At 51.3% G+C, this 21,316-nt stretch carries 19 protein-coding genes; 18 read left to right on the top strand and 1 reads right to left on the bottom strand.

Features of this window, described 5'->3' with window-relative positions:
• Positions 1–19: 19 nt before the first annotated feature.
• The 15 genes from ACFVU8_RS08290 (at position 20) to spoVM (ending at position 16,036) form a co-directional block, all read left to right on the top strand.
• Positions 20–916 (top strand): YicC/YloC family endoribonuclease, encoded by an 897-nt coding sequence (locus ACFVU8_RS08290; RefSeq protein ID WP_387426739.1) that lies wholly within the window; start codon positions 20–22, stop codon positions 914–916.
• Between the two features lie 54 nt (positions 917–970).
• On the top strand, positions 971–1,231 hold the full coding sequence (remA, locus tag ACFVU8_RS08285; RefSeq protein WP_006209218.1) for an extracellular matrix/biofilm regulator RemA: 261 nt from the start codon (positions 971–973) through the stop codon (positions 1,229–1,231).
• A gap of 19 nt (positions 1,232–1,250) precedes the next feature.
• Positions 1,251–1,826 (top strand): guanylate kinase, encoded by a 576-nt coding sequence (gmk, locus tag ACFVU8_RS08280; protein ID WP_387426737.1) that lies wholly within the window; start codon positions 1,251–1,253, stop codon positions 1,824–1,826.
• A 39-nt stretch (positions 1,827–1,865) separates the two neighbouring features.
• Entirely contained in the window at positions 1,866–2,069 is a 204-nt protein-coding gene (gene rpoZ / locus ACFVU8_RS08275) for a DNA-directed RNA polymerase subunit omega (protein WP_379201760.1), read from the top strand.
• Positions 2,070–2,353: 284 nt separating this feature from the next.
• A complete protein-coding gene (gene coaBC / locus ACFVU8_RS08270; RefSeq protein WP_387426735.1) occupies positions 2,354–3,604 on the top strand; it encodes a bifunctional phosphopantothenoylcysteine decarboxylase/phosphopantothenate--cysteine ligase CoaBC in 1,251 nt (416 codons plus the stop codon).
• Positions 3,604–6,159 (top strand): primosomal protein N', encoded by a 2,556-nt coding sequence (gene priA / locus ACFVU8_RS08265; protein ID WP_387426734.1) that lies wholly within the window; start codon positions 3,604–3,606, stop codon positions 6,157–6,159. Before coaBC ends, priA begins: the two co-directional genes overlap by 1 nt.
• A 659-nt stretch (positions 6,160–6,818) precedes the next feature.
• Positions 6,819–7,304 (top strand): peptide deformylase, encoded by a 486-nt coding sequence (gene def / locus ACFVU8_RS08260; protein ID WP_387426733.1) that lies wholly within the window; start codon positions 6,819–6,821, stop codon positions 7,302–7,304.
• A gap of 4 nt (positions 7,305–7,308) precedes the next feature.
• Entirely contained in the window at positions 7,309–8,253 is a 945-nt protein-coding gene (fmt, locus tag ACFVU8_RS08255; RefSeq protein ID WP_387426731.1) for a methionyl-tRNA formyltransferase, read from the top strand.
• Positions 8,250–9,791: a 16S rRNA (cytosine(967)-C(5))-methyltransferase RsmB gene (gene rsmB / locus ACFVU8_RS08250; protein WP_387426730.1), complete on the top strand. Its 1,542-nt coding sequence runs from the start codon at positions 8,250–8,252 to the stop codon at positions 9,789–9,791. The genes fmt and rsmB overlap by 4 nt, the downstream gene beginning before the upstream one ends.
• A 149-nt stretch (positions 9,792–9,940) precedes the next feature.
• A complete protein-coding gene (gene rlmN / locus ACFVU8_RS08245) occupies positions 9,941–10,981 on the top strand; it encodes a dual-specificity RNA methyltransferase RlmN (protein ID WP_379466216.1) in 1,041 nt (346 codons plus the stop codon).
• 6 nt (positions 10,982–10,987) lie between these two features.
• A complete protein-coding gene (locus tag ACFVU8_RS08240; RefSeq protein WP_175374564.1) occupies positions 10,988–11,764 on the top strand; it encodes a Stp1/IreP family PP2C-type Ser/Thr phosphatase in 777 nt (258 codons plus the stop codon).
• Positions 11,761–14,040, top strand: coding sequence for a Stk1 family PASTA domain-containing Ser/Thr kinase (gene pknB, locus ACFVU8_RS08235; protein WP_387426729.1), 2,280 nt, complete (start codon positions 11,761–11,763; stop codon positions 14,038–14,040). Before ACFVU8_RS08240 ends, pknB begins: the two co-directional genes overlap by 4 nt.
• A gap of 99 nt (positions 14,041–14,139) precedes the next feature.
• Entirely contained in the window at positions 14,140–15,045 is a 906-nt protein-coding gene (rsgA, locus tag ACFVU8_RS08230; protein ID WP_175374566.1) for a ribosome small subunit-dependent GTPase A, read from the top strand.
• A 2-nt stretch (positions 15,046–15,047) separates the two neighbouring features.
• Positions 15,048–15,713: a ribulose-phosphate 3-epimerase gene (gene rpe, locus ACFVU8_RS08225; protein ID WP_379466213.1), complete on the top strand. Its 666-nt coding sequence runs from the start codon at positions 15,048–15,050 to the stop codon at positions 15,711–15,713.
• A gap of 242 nt (positions 15,714–15,955) precedes the next feature.
• Complete coding sequence (gene spoVM / locus ACFVU8_RS08220; RefSeq protein ID WP_006675261.1) at positions 15,956–16,036, top strand: stage V sporulation protein SpoVM; 81 nt, start codon at positions 15,956–15,958, stop codon at positions 16,034–16,036.
• Positions 16,037–16,135: 99 nt separating this feature from the next.
• Here the strand turns inward: spoVM and rpmB are convergent, their stop codons facing one another.
• Positions 16,136–16,324, bottom strand: a complete 189-nt coding sequence (rpmB, locus tag ACFVU8_RS08215; RefSeq protein WP_066370676.1) for a 50S ribosomal protein L28 — start codon at positions 16,322–16,324, stop codon at positions 16,136–16,138.
• A 190-nt stretch (positions 16,325–16,514) separates the two neighbouring features.
• Between rpmB and ACFVU8_RS08210 the strand changes: the two genes are divergently transcribed.
• The 3 genes from ACFVU8_RS08210 (at position 16,515) to recG (ending at position 21,311) form a co-directional block, all read left to right on the top strand.
• Entirely contained in the window at positions 16,515–18,290 is a 1,776-nt protein-coding gene (locus tag ACFVU8_RS08210; RefSeq protein WP_379466212.1) for a DAK2 domain-containing protein, read from the top strand.
• A gap of 96 nt (positions 18,291–18,386) precedes the next feature.
• Positions 18,387–19,247 carry a DegV family protein gene (locus tag ACFVU8_RS08205; RefSeq protein WP_379466211.1) on the top strand — a complete coding sequence of 287 codons (861 nt, stop codon included), beginning with the start codon at positions 18,387–18,389 and terminating at the stop codon, positions 19,245–19,247.
• Positions 19,248–19,259: 12 nt separating this feature from the next.
• Positions 19,260–21,311 carry an ATP-dependent DNA helicase RecG gene (recG, locus tag ACFVU8_RS08200; RefSeq protein WP_387426728.1) on the top strand — a complete coding sequence of 684 codons (2,052 nt, stop codon included), beginning with the start codon at positions 19,260–19,262 and terminating at the stop codon, positions 21,309–21,311.
• Positions 21,312–21,316: the final 5 nt, after the last annotated feature.

The following is a 21,316-nucleotide window of genomic DNA, read 5'->3' as shown; positions in this document are numbered from 1 at the left end:
TGTAATGGATGTGATTCCGTTGTCATTTAGCATGACCGGATACGGTCAATCGTCCCTGCAATTCGGCGGTTACAAGATTACGTTCGAAGTCAAATCGGTGAATCACCGGTACTGCGAAGTTGTGCTGCGGATGCCCCGGGATTGGATGGTTTATGAGGATGTACTGAAGCGCAAGGTGCAGCAGCACATCAAACGGGGACGGGTGGATGTAGTTATTAACAGGGAGCGCGATGAGGAAGCCGCTGCCGGCCTGGTGTTGAACCAGGCCGCAGTGAAGTCCTATCTTCAAGCGGCGGATACGCTGCAAGAGTCGTTCGGACTTAAGGGCGAACTCAGTCTGCGCGACCTGCTCTCATTGCCTGGTGTTATGGAAAGCAGGGAGGGAACTGCGGGTCTTGACCCGGTATCCCCCGAAGCTCTGTCTGAAAGGCTGGAGCAGGGCCTGGATCAGAGCCTGCAATCCCTTATGGAGATGCGTGTCCGTGAGGGCGACTATCTGGGTGCAGATCTGGAACAACGGCTAAGCCATCTGGAGAAACTTCATGAGGATATGGTGGAGCTGGCCCCAACGGTTGTAAGTGAATATCGGGACAAGCTGCGCCAGCGGCTTGGTGAACTGAATGACGGAACTTTCCCTTTCGATGAGCATAAGTTTGGGATGGAAATCGCCATTTTTGCCGACCGCTGTAATATTGATGAAGAGCTGACCCGGCTCCACAGTCATTTCGAACAATGCAGAAGCCTACTAAGAGGGGACGAACCGGTAGGACGTAAACTGGATTTTCTCATTCAGGAGATGAACCGGGAGACGAATACTATTGGCTCCAAATGTAATCACTTGACACTGGCTGGCTGTGCGCTGGAAATGAAAGCGGAGCTGGAGAAAATTCGGGAACAGGCGGCGAATTTAGAGTAACCAAGCCTTGATCCACAAGCGAAGATGTAACTTATTGGGGGGAACAAACGGAACATGGCCATTAAACTTATCAACATCGGCTTTGGAAATATCGTGTCGGCAAACCGTATCATTTCCATTGTCAGCCCGGAATCGGCGCCGATCAAACGCATCATCCAGGAGGCTAGAGACAGGCATATGCTGATTGATGCCACCTACGGCCGCCGTACCCGTGCCGTCATCATTACGGACAGCGATCATGTCATCCTGTCTGCGGTTCAGCCGGAGACTGTGGCGCACCGCTTGTCCAGCAAAGACGACGATAACGACGAATAACGATTAAATGGAGTGTATTATGTCAAAAGGATTGCTGATCATATTATCCGGTCCATCCGGTGTTGGTAAAGGAACTGTCTGTAGCGCACTGCGGCCAAAGATGCCGGAATTGATATATTCCGTATCGGCTACAACCCGTAGCCCGCGTGCAGGTGAAGAAGACGGTGTCAATTATTTTTTCAAAAGCAGAGAGCAGTTTTTGTCCATGATCGAAGCCGATCAACTGCTCGAATACGCAGAATACGTGGGTAATTATTATGGTACTCCGCGTGATTTTGTGGAACGGACACTGGAGAGTGGAAAGGATATTATCCTGGAGATCGAGGTGCAAGGCGCCTTGAAGGTCAAGGAGAAATTCCCGGAAGGCATCTTTGTGTTCCTGCTTCCGCCGTCTATGGATGAGCTTAAGGACCGCATTCGCGGCCGCGGCACCGAGCATCCGGATGTCATCAATCACCGTATGTCGGTGGCAGAGGATGAGATCAACTTGATGCAGCATTATGACTATGCTGTCGTTAACGACGAGATCGATCTGGCCTGCAAGCGAATAGAAAGTATCATTATCGCCGAACATTGTAAGATCAGGGAACTGTAGGTCGGTTCTATTAACAGTAAATTATAAAGAGGTGCTCACGTGTTATATCCATCCATTGATGAAATGATGAACAAAGTGGACAGCAAGTATTCGCTCGTTGTTGCTGCATCCCGCCGTGCCAGACAATTGCGTGAAGGCGGAAAGACTGAAGTTAAAGCTCCTAAATCCCACAAGTTCGTTGGGGTTGCACTGGAAGAAGTCTATGAGGACCGTATTATCGTAACAAAAGGGGAAGAAAACTAGTCCCCAGCAGCTTCAGCAAAAACGGACGCCGCCTTCCCAAGAGGCGGGCGCTGCCGTTTTTTTTCTGAGTGAAGTAGCTAAAGGTTGAAGTGACAATTTAGCGAAAATAGCCCGGACCGGGCTGTTCCTGACAACCGGAAGGTTGTTATTTTTTTAAATATAAGGATGTATATGTTCTACGCTATAAAACATCCATATATTTCTCGCTGAAACGGATACCGCCCAATAAAGGATGGCAAATCCGTTTCTACTTGCTCACATGATCGTTCAAATGCAGGATGAGTATGAGGAGGAGGATCATTTTGAATAGCTTGAAGGGGAAAAGGATTATACTTGGCGTAACTGGTGGGATTGCAGCTTTCAAGGCGGCGGCTTTAACTAGCAAGCTGGCCCAAAAAGGGGCCGATGTTCATGTGATTATGACAAAATCGGCTAAAGAATTTATCACCGAACTGACGATGCAATCATTATCCAAAAACCTGGTGTACAGTGATACGTTTCAGGAGCGGGACCCGTCTCTCTTTGCCCATATAGACCTTGCTGGTTCCGCAGATCTGGTGCTGGTTGCGCCGGCAACAGCCAATATTATTGCTAAAATGGCCCATGGCCTGGCAGATGATATGCTGTCTACCACACTTCTGGCTACAACAGCCCCTATCATGGTGGCTCCGGCCATGAACGTGCACATGTACCAGCATCCTGCCGTTTTGAATAATCTTGATATTCTTGCGCGCAGAGGAATTCAATTCATTGAACCGGGTGAGGGCATGCTGGCTTGCGGCTATGTCGGTAAAGGAAGACTTGAGGAACCGGAGACGATTGTGCAATGTGTTGAACGTTTTTTTGCCAAGCAGGAGACAGTGACATTAGGACCTCTAACGGGCAAAAAAGTGGTCATCACCGCTGGCGGAACTGTGGAACGAATTGATCCGGTCCGTTATATCTCCAATGACTCATCTGGAAAAATGGGCTTTGCCCTGGCTCGTGCTGCAAGGCTGATGGGTGCTGAAGTGACCTTGATCGCCGCCCGTACGGATGAAGCATTGCCGCAAGAGGCTGGCATTCATGTAGTGCAGGTACAATCGGCCGAGGATATGTATAATGCCGTCACCGCGCATTGGGAGGATTGTCATATTCTGATCAAGGCTGCGGCTGTCTCGGACTATCGTCCAAAGTTCAGTGCGGATACCAAAATCAAGAAGAGCGGAGAGACGATGACGCTTGAGCTGGTAAAAACAACGGATATTTTGGAAACACTGGGTAAGAAGAAGGAGCATCAGTTCCTGATCGGTTTTGCGGCCGAGACAGGCAACGCGGAGATGTATGCGAAGGACAAGCTGGTCCGCAAGAACTGTGATCTGATTGTCGCTAATGATGTAGCCGTACCGGGTGCTGGATTTGGAACGGATACGAATATCGTATCTATTTATGACCGGGACGGGCTGGTGAAAGAGCTGCCGCTGTTGTCCAAGGACGAGGTTGCGAAGCAACTGCTCATTCTGGCGGCAGAACGGACCTCTGGAGTCTCTTTATAATGGATATAGCCAAGGTCATTGTCGATGTACCTGTACGCAGCACTGACCGGCCATTTGACTATAGTATCCCGGAGTCGCTGAAGCTCTGGATTGAAATCGGCAGCCGGGTTGCTGTTCCCTTCGGGCATCGCACGGTGCAGGGGTTCGTTGTATCCCTGGAATCCGGAGAAACCGGCTCAATGTCAGGACTGAAGCCGATTCAGGAGGTGCTGGACCTCATTCCCCCGCTGTCGCCGGAATTGGTTGAACTGGCAGATTGGATGAGCCGAAAGTATGCGTGCAGGAGGATATCTTCTCTGCAGGCGATGCTGCCCACCGCTTTGAAGGGGAAGGCCGAACGGCTGATCTCGCTGGGCGAGTCTGCTGATGACCTGTCCTCTGATGCTGGCTCTGACAGCATCTTTCCTGAAGATGAGCTGTTCTCGCTGTTTGACGATGCAGGGAGCGAAGAGCGGGAGATTACCGAATTTGTGCGGCGGGCCGGGGAAGTGTCCATGAAGCAGTTGACACGTTCCTTCCCGGATGCTGCGGAGACGGTGAAGTTCATGCTGCGCCGCGGTGTCCTGTCGGAGAGTCAAAGCATCAAGGACAAAATGGGCAAGAAGAAGATAAAGGTCGTAGACCTGATTATGGATGTCGATTCGGCTCGTCAGGCGCTGGCTAGCTTCCCGGCAAGGTCTGCACGTCAGAAGGAAGTGTTGACCTTCCTGATTGAAATGGCTGCTATGCTGCCATTGCCACTCAAGGAAGTATTAGCGGTCCTGCAGGTAACAGCAGGTACAGTGAAGGGACTGGAGGAAAAGGGCTACATCGAGATCGGCGAGATTGAAGTGTACCGTGATCCTTATCAGGGGCGCGACTTTAAGCCAAGTGCGCCTTTGCCGCTTACCCTGGAGCAGCAAAATGTGTACTCACGCATAGCAGCCGCAGTGGATGAAGGGCAGCATGAGGTGTTCCTGCTGCATGGTGTAACCGGCAGTGGTAAGACGGAAATCTACCTTCAGTGCATACAGCGCTGCCTCGATCAAGATCGCCAGGCCGTGGTGCTGGTGCCGGAAATTTCCTTGACACCACAGATGGTGGAACGGTTCAAGGGCCGTTTTGGCAGCGGTGTAGCTGTGATGCACAGCCGCTTGTCGGCCGGGGAGCGTTACGACGAATGGCGCAAGATTCGCGAAGGAAAAGCCACGGTTGCTGTTGGAGCGCGTTCGGCAGTGTTTGCACCGTTTAGTAACCTGGGCTTGATTATCATGGACGAGGAACATGAGACCTCCTACAAGCAGGAAGAGAATCCGAAGTACCATGCCCGTGATGTCGCGGTACGCAGGGCGGAGCAATGCGGAGCTGCAGTTATTCTGGGCTCGGCGACACCGTCGCTGGAGAGCTATCATGCCGCACGTTCGCAAAGTGACATTCACTTCTCCCCGGTGCTGCTGGAAATGCCCAGTCGTGCACTTGGCAACCCGTTGCCGAAAGTGCAGGTCGTGGACATGCGCGAGGAGCTGAAGGAAGGTAACCGCTCGATGTTCAGCCGCAGGCTCCATGCTGCGCTGGCCGAGCGCTTGGAACGGGGAGAGCAGACGGTGCTGCTGCTGAACCGCCGGGGCTTTTCCACTTTCGTCATGTGCCGGAGCTGCGGGTATGTAGCCACCTGTCCGGAATGCGATATCTCGCTGACCTTCCACAGTCGCAGCAACAACCTGCGCTGTCATTACTGCGGTCACGCCGAGCCGGCGCCACAGCTCTGTCCGGAATGCGGAAGCGAGCATATTCGTTTCTTCGGAACTGGCACGCAGCGTGTTGAGGAAGAGCTGGGCAAGCTATTTCCGGGCATCCGGGTGATTCGAATGGATGTGGATACCACTACGGAAAAGGGTTCACATGAGAAGCTTCTAGGTCAATTCCGGGATAAAAAAGCCGATGTGCTGTTGGGAACGCAGATGGTGGCTAAAGGTCTTGATTTTCCGGATGTGACGCTTGTTGGTGTCATCACCGCGGACTCGGCGCTGAATCTGCCGGATTTCCGTGCAGCCGAGAAAACGTTCCAGTTGCTCACCCAGGTGGCTGGGCGGGCGGGGCGTCACCAGCTCCCCGGAGAAGTGGTCGTGCAGTCGTACACGCCGGAGCATTACTCTATTATTCATGCCAGCGGTCATGATTATCATGCCTTCGTCCGCGATGAGCTGAAGCATCGCAAAGGCCTGCATTATCCGCCATACTGCCGACTTATTCTTGTGACGTTGTCGCATGAGCAGCTTCCGCTGCTGCTGCGGCTAGCCGAGAATTATGCCCTGAATATACAGGGCAAAGCCAAGCAGTTGCGTTGGTACGGAAGCCTGGACAAGCTGTCTGCGGATGCACTTGATCTGTTAGGTCCGGTGGCTTCGCCGCTGCCGCGTCTGAAGGGGAGATACCGGTTCCAGTGTATGATCAAATGGCGCGGGAGTATTGATGCGGTAGGTCTGGCGCGACAGGTAGCGGCGGAGCTGGAAGATTCCGCGCGGGATACAGGACTGCAAATCAGTATTGATGTAGACCCGCAAATGTTAATGTAAACTCGCAAACGTTAATGTAAAGCGGGATCATGTTACAATAGGTTGAAGAATAGTTTAACCTAGGAGAAATTGGGGATCAACAGCGACTGCAGTCCACACATCGGGAATATTTTCCTGAGCTCACGTTCGATCATAAGAAGAGTTTGGATAACAGGAAAATATGCCGTTAATTCTCTCCTATCACCTTATTTGTCATAAATAACAGGAATTTTTCCCGTTAAAAACCTCTTTTTTCCGTAATTCTCTAGTTATGAGTTGATTAACGGGAGTTTTTCCAGTTATTTTTAGAAAAGAAGAGAATGAAATCAAAATAACAGGAGTTATTCCCGTTATTCTTGATTTCCCCATGCTATATCGAGTAAAGTTGAACTTTTTGGCGCATTAGTCAACTGAATGAGAGAAATCTTTGTGAGCCAAGGATTCATTTTGTCCCTTAGGCTATAAAATGGCCTTCCAGCTACAAATTGACTCATAAGACACAAGTAGGCTCGTAAGACACAAGAAGGTTCGTAGGCTACATAATGGCCCGCAGGATAAAAGAAGGACATTAGTTAGACGTCGGCGTCATTTTCGAAATAAAGTTGTGTTTTTAAAAGCGCTATATATCTTTATTTTATTAAAAATACAAACATGTATCAGAATAGGGATGGTGTTGTTAGATGGCAATACGTTTGATTGTAAAAGAACCAGATGAAGTGCTGCACAAGATAGCAAAAGAAGTAAAGGCTGTAACTCCGAATGTACAGAAACTGCTGGATGATATGGCAGACACGATGTATGACGCAGAGGGTGTAGGTCTTGCTGCGCCACAGGTCGGCATTCTGAAACGGCTGATTGTGGTGGATGCAGATGAAGAGCATGGCCTGATCAAAATGATCAACCCGGAAATTGTTTCGACCGAGGGCGAGCAGCTCGGACCGGAAGGATGCCTCAGCATCCCTGGCCTGAATGGTGATGTCCGCCGTGCAGAGACAGTAACTGTACGCGGTCTTGACCGTGAAGGTAAAGAAATTACGGTTACAGGTAGCGGCTTGCTTGCACGGGCCTTTCAACATGAGATTGACCATCTGAACGGTGTATTGTTCACGGACATTGCCGAGAAGGTATACGAATATACGGCTGACCGCAGCGAATCCGAGGAGTGATCTGATGAAGATAGTATTCATGGGAACCCCGGCGTTTGCCGTGCCCAGTCTACAAATGCTGGTGGAGGAGGGCTACGAGGTTGTAGCCGTTCTCACCCAACCGGACCGTCCGCAGGGCCGGAAAAAAACGCTGACTCCTTCGCCGGTCAAAGAAGCGGCGCTGGCACTGGGTCTCCCGGTGCTTCAGCCGGAACGTTTGCGTCGTCCGGAAGCAGTGGCTGAACTGGCGGCTTATGCGCCGGATTTGATTGTTACCGCGGCTTATGGGCAGATTCTGCCCAAGTCGGTTCTGGATCTGCCGCAGAACGGATGTGTGAACGTTCACGGTTCGCTTTTGCCAAAGTATCGTGGAGGCGCTCCGATCCAGCGTTCGATTATTAATGGTGAAAAGGTTACAGGTGTGACCTTGATGTATATGGCAGAAGGACTGGATACCGGCGATATGATCTCTCGTGTGGAGGTACCGATCGAAGACGGGGATACCTCCGGTGATCTGTTCGAGAAGCTAAGCCTGGCTGGGCGTAATCTGCTAAAAGCTGAAATGCCTCGCCTTGCGGCCGGTCGTGTGGACGCTGTGGCACAAGAGGAGAGCGAAGCTACCTACGCGCCGAATCTGAGCCGCGAGGATGAGCGTATAGACTGGAACGTGTCTTCGCGTGACATCTATAACCGTATCCGCGGGCTCGTGCCGTTCTCCGGCGCGTTTACCCTCTGGAACGGGGAGACGTTCAAGGTATGGGCAGCAGGTAATCCTTCGCTGGCTCCTACCGGGAACGGCGGTCAAGCCGCACCAGGCACGGTGCTGGCGGTGGAAGCACAAGGCGTCGAGGTGAAGACCGGCGACGGCAGCCTGCTTTTGACGACGGTGCAGCCGGCAGGCAAAAAAGCCATGAGCGCCGCTGACTTCAGCCGCGGGGCAGCGATGAAGCCCGGCACGGTGCTAGGATGAGCGGCGGTAATAATGGCGCAGGCCGGAATGGCCAGCGCGGACATTCATCCCGCCAGGACGGAAGCCGTCCGCCGGGCGCAGGGAAAGCCGCCGCAGGGAAAACGGTAGCCGCAGGGAAAGCAGCTATCGCAGGAAGCGCCGCTGCTGGCAAAGCCAGCGGTGCAGGCAGCAGCAAGGGCGGCGGTAAACCAGCCTCGGCCCGCGAAGTGGCCTTGGATGTGCTGGTAAGAGTCGAGCAGCAGGGCGCATACAGCAATTTGCTGCTGAACAGCAGCTTGCAGAAATCTTCACTGAGCCGGGAAGATACGGGACTGGCTACCGAGCTAGTCTACGGAACCATCTCCAGAATGAATACGCTGGATGAAGTGCTTGAAGGGTTTGTCAGTAAGGGAATCGCCAAGCTGCAGCCATGGGTACGTAATCTACTTCGTCTGAGTCTGTACCAGATTATGTATCTTGATCGCGTTCCATCGCATGCAGCCGTGAACGAAGCTGTGAATATCGCCAAGAAGCGTGGACATCAGGGCATCTCCGGGATGGTCAACGGGGTTCTGCGCAGCGTGCTGCGCGCTGGTGACCTCCCTGTGCTGCCGGAGAATCTGGGTCCGGCGAAGCGTATTTCTATTCGGCACTCGCATCCACTGTGGCTAGTACAGCGCTGGATTGCCGAATATGGTGTGGAGACGGCAGAGGCGATGTGTGCCTCCAATAATGAGCCTCCCGCTATCAGCGTTCGTGTCAACACAACGATGATCAGCCGTGAACGTCTGCTGGAGAAGATGGCGGCAGAGGGGCTGGAGGTCTCGCCTTCGAAGGTCAGTCCTTACGGGATTGTCATCAAGGGTGGCGGCAATCCGGCGCTAACCTCATGGTACCGGAACGGCTATCTGTCCGTTCAGGATGAAAGCTCCATGTTGGTGGCTGAGGTCGTGGCTCCGGAACCTGGCATGAAAGTGCTGGACTGCTGTGCCGCTCCAGGGGGTAAAACCTCGCATATGGGCGAACTGATGAAAGACGAAGGCACGATTCACGCCAATGATCTGCATCCGCATAAAGCTGCATTGATTGCGGATCAGGCCCGGCGGCTTGGGCTGGAATGTGTTGTGACAGGAAGTGCCGACGCTCTGGACCTGGAGCAGAAGTTTGAGCCAGGCTCCTTCGACAGAATCCTGCTCGATGCTCCTTGCTCCGGCCTTGGCGTGATTCGCCGCAAGCCGGATCTGAAATGGCGTAAGCAGCCGGAGGATATCGAGAGCGTATCTGCGCTTCAGCGGCAGCTGCTCCAGTCGGTCTCCCGGCTGCTTAAACCGGGGGGCGTGCTGGTGTACAGCACCTGCACGACAGAGAAAGCCGAGAACGGGGAAGTCGTGGCCTCCTTCCTGGAACACAACCCTGATTTTGCGTCGTTAACCTTCGCCTCGGACGTCTGGAACCGCCTGGAGGGGACGGCGCTGGCTGCCGGGGAGGGAATTCAGCTACTGCCCCATCATTATGGCAGTGACGGGTTCTATATTGCCCGACTGCAGCGAATCTTGTAATATAGTAAAGGCGAAGGTAAAACCTTTACTACCCCGCCCACCGGGCCCGGTGCGGCGGGTTTTCTTTTACCACCTTTGAAATTTGTGTTAAACTAGAAAGAATGAGAAACAATAAGCATATCCTTATGAAAGAACAGGTGCCAATACGAATGAAACCTTTAATATATGATTTTTCTTTGGAAGAGTTGCAACAATGGGCGAAAGACAACGGAGAGCCTGCTTTTCGGGGCGGACAGATTTTTGATTGGTTGTATGTGAAGCGTGTGAATGATTTTGAATCCATGAGTAATTTGTCCAAGGCTTTGCGGACCAAGCTCAGTGAGCATTTCTCTATTGACGTCTTAACTGAAATTACGAAGCTGGAATCGAAAGATGGTACTGTGAAGTTCCTGTTCGGTCTCCATGATGATCATGCGATCGAGACCGTTATTATGAAGCACAACTACGGTAACAGCGTCTGTGTTACTACACAGGTGGGCTGCCGGGTTGGTTGTACCTTCTGCGCCTCTACACTTGGCGGATTGAAGCGTGACTTGACGGCGGGTGAGATCGTAGCACAGGTTGTTCGCTCTCAGCAGATTCTTGACGCCCGGGGAGAACGCGTAAGCAGTATTGTAATTATGGGCACAGGCGAACCTTTCGAGAATTATGACGCAACCATGAGATTCCTGCGTCTGATGATTCATGAGAAGGGCCTGAACATCGGCCAGCGTCACATCACGGTCTCTACAAGTGGTATTGTGCCAAACATCTACAAGTTTGCCGACGAGGATACGCAGATCAATTTGGCGATCTCCATCCATGCACCGAACGATGCGCTCCGCTCCAAGCTGATGCCGGTTAACCGCCGCTTCCCCTTTGACGATGTGATCGAATCCCTGCGTTACTACCAGGCCAAGACAGGACGTCGTATTAGTTTTGAATACGCGCTGATCGGCGGAGTGAATGACCAGCCTGAGCATGCTGCAGAATTGGCGGGCGTGCTGAAGAACATGCTGTGCCACGTCAACCTGATCCCAATCAACCATGTGCCAGAGCGCAAGTATGTGCGTACATCCCGTAAAGATATCTTTGAGTTTCAACGTGTGTTGTCCGACCATGGTGTGAATGTTACCATTCGTCGTGAACAGGGCCATGATATTGCGGCTGCATGTGGACAATTGCGCGCTAAACATATGGATCTGAGGTGAGGATATTTGATCAGGACAGTTCATGTCAGCGACATTGGCCGGGTGCGCTCTGTCAATGAAGATTCAGTCTGGATCGGCGTTACGCGTTACGGCTACACACTTGGCATCATTGCAGACGGAATGGGGGGGCATTTGGCGGGCGACACGGCAAGCAGGCTCGCTTTGGAATCGATAAAGGACACCCTGGATAATCTGGGACCTGATGTTTCCGGTGAAGAACTGAGTGCGACGCTCTCTTCAGCCATTCTGAAAGCCAATGATGTTGTTTTCAAGGAGGCATCCAGTGACGAGAAGTACCATAATATGGGGACTACAGTCGTTGCTGTCTTGCTGAACGGGTCAAACGGTTTTATTGGCCATATTGGAGACAGCAGAGCCTACATGATAAGAGACGGTAACGCGGTCCAACTAACAGAGGATCACACGCTGGTCAATGAGCTGTTCAAGAACGGCCAGATCAGCCTGGAGGAGCTAGATAACCATCCGCGGAAGAATGTGCTGACCAGAGCGCTGGGCACAGATGCGGAGACCTCCGTCGATTTGGCCCCTATCAAGCTGGAGGCAGGGGAAGTTCTGTTACTGTGCAGTGACGGTCTGAGTAATTTCGTCAGCACAGAGCATTTGGCGAAGGTAGCGGGAATCCAAGAAATCTCGCTGGAAGAACGGGCGGATCGCCTGCTGCAGTTGGCCCTGCTTGCCGGTGGCGGCGATAATATAAGCGTCGCTATGTTAGAACATCAAGGAGAGGCCGCAGTGCCCGAAACAAAGGAGTGGGATAGATGATCGGTCACGAGTTGGGAGGCCGTTACCAAGTCATCGAACGAATCGGTGGAGGCGGCATGGCGCTTGTGTACAGAGCCCATGATATTTTATTGAACCGTAACGTCGCCATCAAAGTGCTGCGCAGTCAGTTTGTGCATGATGAGGAATTTATCCGCCGGTTTAGGCGGGAGGCGCAATCTGCCGCATCGCTGTCTCATCCGAATGTGGTCAGCATTTATGATGTCGGGCAGGAAGATGAAATTCATTATATCGTTATGGAGTACGTAGAAGGTAAGAACCTGAATGAAATTATTAAGGAGCGGGCTCCGCTGCAGGTGGACGAGGCCGTTCGCATTGCCTCCCAGATCTGCGATGCGCTTGACCACGCTCATCAGAATCAGATCATACACAGGGACATCAAACCACATAATATCCTTATTGGACGCAACGGGCGTGTCAAGGTTACGGATTTTGGCATCGCACGTGCAGTTACATCTACAACTATCACCCAGACAGGCTCTGTGGTGGGATCGGTGCATTATTTCTCACCAGAGCATGCCAAGGGAGTAGCTACAGGGGAAAAGTCGGATCTGTACTCTCTGGGGATTGTACTCTATCAAATGCTGACAGGCAGTCTGCCGTTTTTGGGAGAAAGCCCGATCAGCGTAGCACTAAAGCATCTTCAGGAGGAATTCGAGGAGCCGAAACTTCTCAACCCGCTGATTCCGCAAAGTGTGGAGAACGTGATCTTGCGGTCCATGCGTAAGAACCCCGAGGAGCGCTACCAGTCAGCCAAACAAATGCTGCAGGATCTGGAGAGCTGTCTGCTGCCTGAACGGCGCAGCGAGCCAAAGGCCGAGTTTCAGGATGATGATGATGAGGATAAGACGCGGATTATTCCTGCCATCAAGCCAATTCAGAGATCACAGGGGAACCGGGGGGGCAACGCAGAGAGAATGCGTCATTCCGACGAGCCGGAGGTTCCGGTATCTAGCGGCAAGAAAAAGTGGGGCCGCCCGGCACTCTGGATCGGATTAACACTTCTGATTCTACTCGCGATGGCGAGTGTAGTATGGTATGTGAATGCGAAGCTGGTTATCCCTGAGGTGGCGGTACCAAACGTCATAAATCTGTCACTGAATGATGCCAAGGCGAAGCTGTCCGAATTGGGAATCGAGGTTGAAGAGCCAGTCACCGAGATTTATAACCCTAACTACGGGGAAGGCATTGTCTACAAGCAGAGCAAACAGGAGAATACGAAGGTCAAGAAGAATACTTCGATTCAACTCACGGTCAGTACGGCCAAGCCGTTGACTAAAATGCCGGATCTCTCGAACAAGACATTTGATGAGGCTGTCAAAGCGTTGCTTGATCTGGGTGTGGCACAGAATCGCATTTCCCAGGATACGCGTACGAGCTCTGATGTAGCAGCTGGCAAGGTTATTACCCAAGATCCGTTGCCTGCAAGTGACTTTGACCCGGAGGCGGTGCAGGTTACACTGATTCTCAGTAAAGGTGAGGAAAGCGTCACGATGCCAGATCTCATCAACTTGACGGAGAAGGAAGCCAGAGCGAAGCTTGAAGCAGTGAAGCTTGTTCTGGAGGAAGTCAAGGAAGAGGCGAGCTTCTCTGTTGACAAAGGTAAGGTCGTTAAGCAGTGGCCTTATGATAAGGGGGTTCCAACACCTCCAGGTACGAAGATTACTATTACCTTGAGTTCAGGATATCCGCCGGAAGCCTTGAATTACACGTATAATCTTCCGGTTGCGCCGACCCAGGAGGGTAAGAAGACCAAGATCCGTATTGAGTATGCGGATGCCCGCAACAACGGTGAGAAGCAGGAATGGGGTACACGGACGATTACCAAGAATCAAGTACTCTCCATTAACATGTTACTCGCTCCAAACAAAGATGGGGTGGTCTTGATTTATCGCGATGGTGAACTCTATGATACGTATCCAGTGTCCTATGTGGATGCCAAGAACGGAACGGTTCCTGTTCCGACGCTCCCAGAGCCATCCCGCACGCCGGACCCGACCCAGGCGCCTACGGAACCACCGCCATCGGAGCAGCCGACAAGCGATCCGGCTATGGCTCCTGATCAGGGAGGTAACAGTACCGGTAATGGCACCGGAAACAATGGTGGCGATAACGGTGCGAATGGAACCGGGAATGCCGATCAGACGGGCTTCGTACCCGGTAATGGGCAACAGGGAGACAGTGCAAAGCATGTTGCCAGCAACAACGGCAAGAACAAAGATAAGTCTTTGAAACATAAAGATAATAAAGACCATTAGCAGCTGATCAAAAGTCAGTAGCCAATGGCAGAGCGAGATGACCCGGGGATAACTACTTGGGTCATCTTCGTAAATTAAGGAGAGGAAGGCCCACTATGTATGCCTGAAGGTGTAATTGTTAAGGCTTTAAGCGGTTATTATTATGTAAAGCCGCTTTGTGACGGACTTATCGTCTCTGAAGAGACGTCGGTACAGTGTAGAGCTAGAGGAATCTTCAAGAAAAAAGGGGTATCTCCTCTGGTAGGCGATCGTGTGATTTATGGTTTGACGGAGAACGGAGAGGGCATGGTAGATCAAATTCTCCCCCGGGATTCAGAGCTGATTCGGCCGCCAGTGGCCAATGTTAAGCTTGCTGTGCTATTATTCTCTTTGCGTGAGCCGGATATGAACCTCAACTTGCTCGACAAATTCCTGGTGCATATAGAGCATTCTGGATTGGAAACGCTAATTGTACTGACTAAGCAGGATCTGGCGGCAGGTGACGATGAAGCGACAGCCACGGTGAAGGCCCTGTATGAAGAAATCGGTTATGAAGTACTGGTAACGAGTTCGCTAACAGGTGCGGGCAGCGAAGAGGTTCACAGACGGCTCGCAGGAGGAATCAGCGTGTTCGCGGGACAATCGGGTGTGGGTAAGTCTACCCTGCTCAACCGGATCGTTCCCGGCCTCCTTCTGGAGACAGGAGAGATCAGCCTGCGGCTGGGCCGTGGCCGCCACACCACCCGCCATGTCGAGCTAATGGACATTGGGGACGGAGGCTTTGTAGCCGATACCCCTGGCTTTAGTCAGCTCGATTTCCTGGAGCTTGGTGTAGAGGAGTTGTCCACCTGTTTCCGAGAGTTCGCTCCATATGCGGAAGCTTGCAAGTTCCGCGGCTGCAGTCATCTTCATGAGCCGGGCTGCAAGGTCGTTGAAGCACTGGAACAAGGGGAGATTGCCCCGAGCCGCTATGAGCATTACAAGCTGTTTTTTAATGAAATGAAAGATAAAAAGCGGAGGTACTGATCATGATTATTTTAGCCCCATCGTTGTTATCCGCGGATTTTGCCGCACTTGGAGCAGAAGTGAAGGAAGTACAGGACAGCGGCGCTGACTGGCTTCACGTAGACGTGATGGACGGACGTTTTGTCCCGAATATCACTTTGGGACCGCCAATTGTCGATGCCGTTTCCAAGCATACTTCATTGCCGCTGGATGTACATCTTATGATTGAGAATCCTGAACGTTATATCGGAGATTTTGCCAAAGCCGGAGCCGCTGTTATTACAGTACATGCTGAGGCTTGCGTGCATCTTCATCGTGTAATTCACCAGATCAAGGAGCTAGGTCTCAAAGCAGGCGTAGCCATTAACCCGGGCACACCGGCATCTGCCGTGCGTGAAGTGCTGGAGGATGTGGATCTGGTGCTTGTAATGACTGTGAACCCAGGCTTTGGTGGACAAGCCTTTATACCGAGTACACTCCGCAAAATCCGTCAAATTCGCGAATGGGCCAATGAGGTCCACCCAGATCTGCTGATTGAAGTGGATGGAGGCATTGCCGAAGCTACGGCACCACTGGTTGTGGAAGCTGGCGCTAATGTACTGGTCGCAGGCAATGCGGTCTTCGGTAGAAGTGACCGTGCAGCGGCTATCGAGTCGATTCGAAGCGCGGCAACACAGGTCAAGCTATAGAATACACTGTTCAGACTGCTGGTATAGGCCAAGTCTGCAGCGCATAAATATGGTTACATGAGCAGAAATCTCATGTAGCCTTTTTTTTCGTCGTCTCCGGCCGGAACCTGAGGCAAGCTGAAGGAAGGGTCCAGGTAGCGGAGAAATTCTGGCGAATGGGAGAGGTCTGCAAGATGTAACCGTCAGCGAAAGAGAATATAAAGTCTCCTACCGTACGGCACGAATTGATGGGAGGGTAAACCATGAAATTTTACACGTTCAAGCTGCCAAAGTTTTTAGGAGGTTTCGTTAAAGCGATTTTGAATACTTTTCAGAAGAGTTGAGGCTGTAAAAGAAAAAAAGACATGAAAAAAAGCACCTTACATATGTAAAGGGTGCTTTTTGCTTGATATGAGATATCGCTCGATCTAAAATGCTAAAGACTAGACGCGCTCAACTTTACCGGACTTCAAAGCACGGGTGCTGACATAGACGCGTTTCGGCTTGCCGTTCACGAGGATACGGACCTTTTGAACGTTAACTCCCCAAGTGCGACGGTTGTGGTTGTTCGCGTGAGACACGTGGTTACCACTGCCCGGCTTTTTGCCTGTTACGATACATTTACGGGACACAGATTACACCTCCTTGTTACTTACACCTGCATAAAACAATACTTAAATATAATATCACAGTAAAAAATGCTTCGTCAACCGCTCAAAAACATTTATTTCTTTAGTCTCTTATAGTACAATATAAATTAGTGTATTATGTCCAGTTAATCCTAGTGTTGATTAGGCATGAAGTTAGGAAGGGGAATTCTCATTGAGTAAGCGTTCTATCAACGGAACAGATTTTACCGCAATGGTACTCACCGGTGCGGAGAAGCTGCAGCAGCATGCAGAGCACGTCAATTCGTTGAATGTTTTTCCGGTTCCGGATGGAGATACGGGAACAAACATGAATTTGACGATGACCGCAGGCGCGAATGAATTGAAAAGGAATAATACGGCCTCTCTTGGCCAATGTGCAGGTGTACTCTCGAAGGGCTTGTTAATGGGCGCCAGAGGGAACTCAGGCGTTATTCTCTCCCAGTTGTTCAGGGGGTTCAGTCGCTATGCGGCGCAGCTTGATGAGCTGAACACACAACAGTTTGCGGCAGCGCTGCAGAACGGAGTGGATACAGCATACAAGGCAGTTGTAAAACCTGTAGAGGGAACAATACTTACGGTTGCCAAGGAAGCTGCGCGGCATGCGGTTTATTTTGCACGGCGCACCAATGATGTGACAGAGCTGATGACGGAGGTATTGTCCAAAGCCAAGGAAGCGCTGGCGAATACGCCTGAACTTCTGCCTGTGCTCAAGCAAGTCGGAGTAGTCGACTCCGGTGGACAGGGGCTTGTCTATATCTACGAAGGTTTTCATCAGCACCTGACCAGTGGAATCACAGGTATAGCTGCTCAAGGACAGGCTACCATTCCTGCACCGATTGCAGTGACTCCAGGTCCGATCAAACCAGAGCTTAATTTGGCCTCGGTACAGACATCTGCACAATCGCAGCTTTCCACGGAAGATATTGAATTCTTATATGATATGGAATTTTTTATAAACCGTCAGTTGGGCGGTTCCGCGAGAGCAATTTTTGATGAGGATGTATTTAGGAAAGCGCTATCAGTGAACGGGGACTCCATCATCGTTATTTCGGATGACGAAACAATCAAAGTACATGTTCACTCCAAAGCTCCCGGCGAGGTGTTGAATCTTGCTTTGCTCTATGGGGAGATCACCCAGATTCATATTCTTAACATGCGTGAGCAGCACCGGGATTTGCTGACAGCGGGTATGGACATTGCTCCGATGCCGGATGTGTTCGCCGATATTCCGAAGGAAGAGGTCAGCATACAGGCCCCGGCCGTGCCACCAGCTGATGATCTGGCTCCATATGGATTTATCGCCGTTTCTTCAGGTGCGGGAATTGCTGATATTTTCAAAAGTCTTGGTGTCGATGTTGTGCTGGCAGGCGGACAGACGATGAATCCAAGCACCGAAGATTTCGTAAATGCCATTTCTTCGATTTCTGCGAAGCATGTATATATATTGCCTAACAATTCTAACATTGTACTGGCTGCACAGCAGGCCAAAGAACTGCTCGCTGATGAGCGGGAGATCACTGTTATTCCTAGCAAGAGCATTCCGCAGGGGATTTCTGCAGCATTTGCGTTCCAAGAGGATGATGCGGTGGATAGCAACACAAGCAATATGCTTGAAGCTATCGCACAAGTGAAGTCCGGTCAGGTTACACATGCGGTTCGAGATACACTCTATGATGAACTGGAGATCAAATCAGGTCAGTTTATAGGAATATCTAATTCCAAAATTGTGGCCGCAGCGGATGATTTGCTGGCAACGAGTCAGGCGCTCCTGACCAATATGCTGGAGAACGGTGACGAGATTGTAACGATCCTGAGCGGTGAAGATGCACAGGAGGATGTCACTGAAGCGCTTAGCGAGTGGATTAGCTCGGTGTATCCTAATGTAGAAGTTGAAATTCATGAAGGCGGACAGCCGCTATACTATTACCTGTTTTCCGTGGAGCCGTAGGCTGAAACGATCGTGATAGGTAAAGGGTAAAGTGAAATAAGATGTTCTGATTTGTTGCTTTGAGGGTTGACCAACTATAGTTTGGGGAGGAAATTCATGAACCGTACCATAATCGTCACTGACAGCACATCCGATATTCCACCGGCCCTGGCCGAGAAGTATGACATTGAGGTTGTGCCGCTGACATTAATGTTCGGTGATCAATCCTACCGGGACAATGTGGATATGACACCGGAGCAATTTTATGAACGTCTTCCTAATTCACAGAAGCTGCCGACTACTTCGCAGCCGTCGCCGGTTGAATATATGAATGTTTACCGCAGCATTTTGGACCAATACCCGGGTAGCCCTATTCTGTCTTTTCATATTTCATCCGGTCTCAGCGGTACCTTTCAATCGGCTATGCTGGCCAAATCCATGCTGGAGGAGGACGGGGAAGAAATTACAGTCGTGGATTCCCTGTCTGCCTCCTATGGTTTTGGAGTAATGGTAGTACATGCTGCTAGACTGGCGGCAGAGGGGAAAAAGCCGCAGGAGATCCTTGAGGCAGTAGAAACACTACGTCAGTCCCGTAAGCTGTATTTCCTTGTCGATACGCTGGAGTATTTGCAAAAAGGAGGCAGAATCGGTAAAGCGTCAGCCATTCTGGGTACGCTACTTAACATTAAACCGATCCTGTCCATTGATGCTGAAGGTATTATCTACGCAGTAGAGAAAGTACGGGGCCGCAAGAAGGCCGTTGCTCGCATGATCGAGCTGTTCAAGAACGATCTGCCGGGTGTGGACAAAATCAATGTGGCCGTGGGACATACCGCAGAACCGGCTTCTGGTGAAGAGTTCCTGAGTGAACTCGACAAGCATTTTACGCTTGAGGAGAAAGTGCTGACCAACATTGGCCCTGTGGTAGGCAGCCATGTTGGGAACGGAACGTTGGCTGTATTTATTTGGCCCGCATAATGAGGGATGAACATGACACTTTCTTTGAATGAAATTGAAGTGAAAAAAGTAACTGGCGTGAGTGCTCAAAAGCAAGGCGAGCTTCACGCCTTTGGCATCTTTACAGTGAAGGATCTATTGGAGTATTATCCATTCCGTTACGAAGATTACCGTCCACGCTCACTTAGCGAGGTTAAGCATGGGGACAAGGTCACGGTGGAAGCCAAGGTGATTGGTATTCCGGTACTTCAGCGCTTTGGCGGCAAGTCCAGGCTTAGCTGCAAAATGGTCTCAGAACCGTTTATGTTCACCGCTACCTGGTTCAATCAGCATTATATCCGTGAGCAGCTCACCGCAGGACGTGGTATCGTGCTATCTGGCAAATGGGATCAGAAGCGCAGCCAAATTACTGTAACGGATTATGAATTTCCGGACCGCGGAGAAGGCAAGACGGGAACTTTGCAGCCGGTCTATTCTGTTGGAGGTAAAATTACACAGTCCTGGATACGGAAGTCGATTAGTCAGGGGCTGCAGCAATTTGGAGAGCTGATCCCGGAGATTTTGCCGCGGGTGATTTTACAAAAATATGACTTTATGCCACGTAAACGGGCAATTGCGACCATCCATCAGCCGGAAGACAGCCGGGAAGGGCAGCAGGGACGCCGCCGCATGGTTTATGAGGAGCTTTTTCTGTTCCAGCTGAAGGTCCAAGCCTTCCGTGTGCTAAATCGCGGGAGAATGGACGGAGTAGTGCATACGGTGGACAATGCGACGGTTCGGCAATTCGTCCGCAGCCTGCCTTTTGAGCTAACTGACGCTCAGAAGCAGGTCGAGCTGGAGATTTTGCATGATATGCGGTCTGCTTATTGTATGAACCGTCTTCTTCAAGGAGATGTAGGCTCTGGTAAAACGGTGCTTGCAGCTATTTCGCTGTATGCCACGGTAAAGTCCGGTTTTCAGGGTGCGCTAATGGTGCCTACTGAGATTCTCGCGGAGCAGCATATGCGTTCTCTTACGAGAATGTTCGAGCCGTTCGGCCTTACTGTAGCGCTGCTGACAGGAAGTGTGAACGGACGCAAGCGCAAAGATCTGCTGGCTTCCCTGCAAATGGGAATGATTGATGTGGTGGTAGGAACCCATGCACTGATCCAGGAGGATGTTTTCTTCAAAAATCTCGGGATGGTAGTCACAGATGAGCAGCATCGCTTCGGGGTGAACCAGCGCAGTGTGTTGCGCCGAAAAGGCTATAACCCGGATGTGCTAACAATGACGGCTACTCCCATACCGCGTACACTGGCCATTACTGTATTTGGCGACATGGATGTGTCCACGCTATCTGAGCGGCCGAAGGGGCGTGTACCGATTACGACTTACTGGGTTAAGCATGATCTGATGGAACGGGTCTTGAATTTGATTCGCCGTGAAATCGACCAGGGCCGTCAGGCGTATTTGATCTGTCCGTTGATTGAGGAGTCAGAAAAGCTGGATGTGCAGAATGCGATCGATCTTCATATCCAGATGTCCCAAGCCTTCCCGGACTATAAGGTCGGACTGCTGCATGGACGGATGACACCGGCGGAAAAAGATGAGGTAATGCGTGCGTTCTACAGCAATGAGCTGCAGTTGCTCGTGTCCACCACTGTCGTGGAGGTCGGCGTCGATGTGCCGAATGCAACCCTGATGGTCATTATGGATGCGGATCGCTTCGGCCTCTCCCAGCTGCATCAGCTGCGGGGCCGTGTGGGTCGGGGGCAGCACGCTTCGTACTGCGTGTTGGTGGCTGATCCGAAGTCGGAGATTGGACGCGAGCGGATGACGGCTATGACGGATACCGATGACGGCTTCGAGGTGTCGCGTCGGGATCTTGAACTGCGTGGGCCGGGGGATTTCTTCGGGACTAAGCAAAGTGGACTGCCGGAATTCCGCTTGGCAGATATGACGGCTGATTTTGAAGTGCTGGAGCAAGCCCGTGACGATGCCGCCGGATTGCTGCGGGATGCTTCCTTCTGGACTTCTCCTGACTATGCGCCGTTGCGGAATTATTTGCAGAGTGAGCAAATTTTTCAGGGGGATTTAATTGACTAAATAGG

The organism is Paenibacillus sp. NPDC058177, from assembly GCF_042883835.1.
GTDB classification, from domain to species: domain Bacteria; phylum Bacillota; class Bacilli; order Paenibacillales; family Paenibacillaceae; genus Paenibacillus_AQ; species Paenibacillus_AQ agri.
This window is presented reverse-complemented; position numbering and strand designations above follow the sequence as displayed.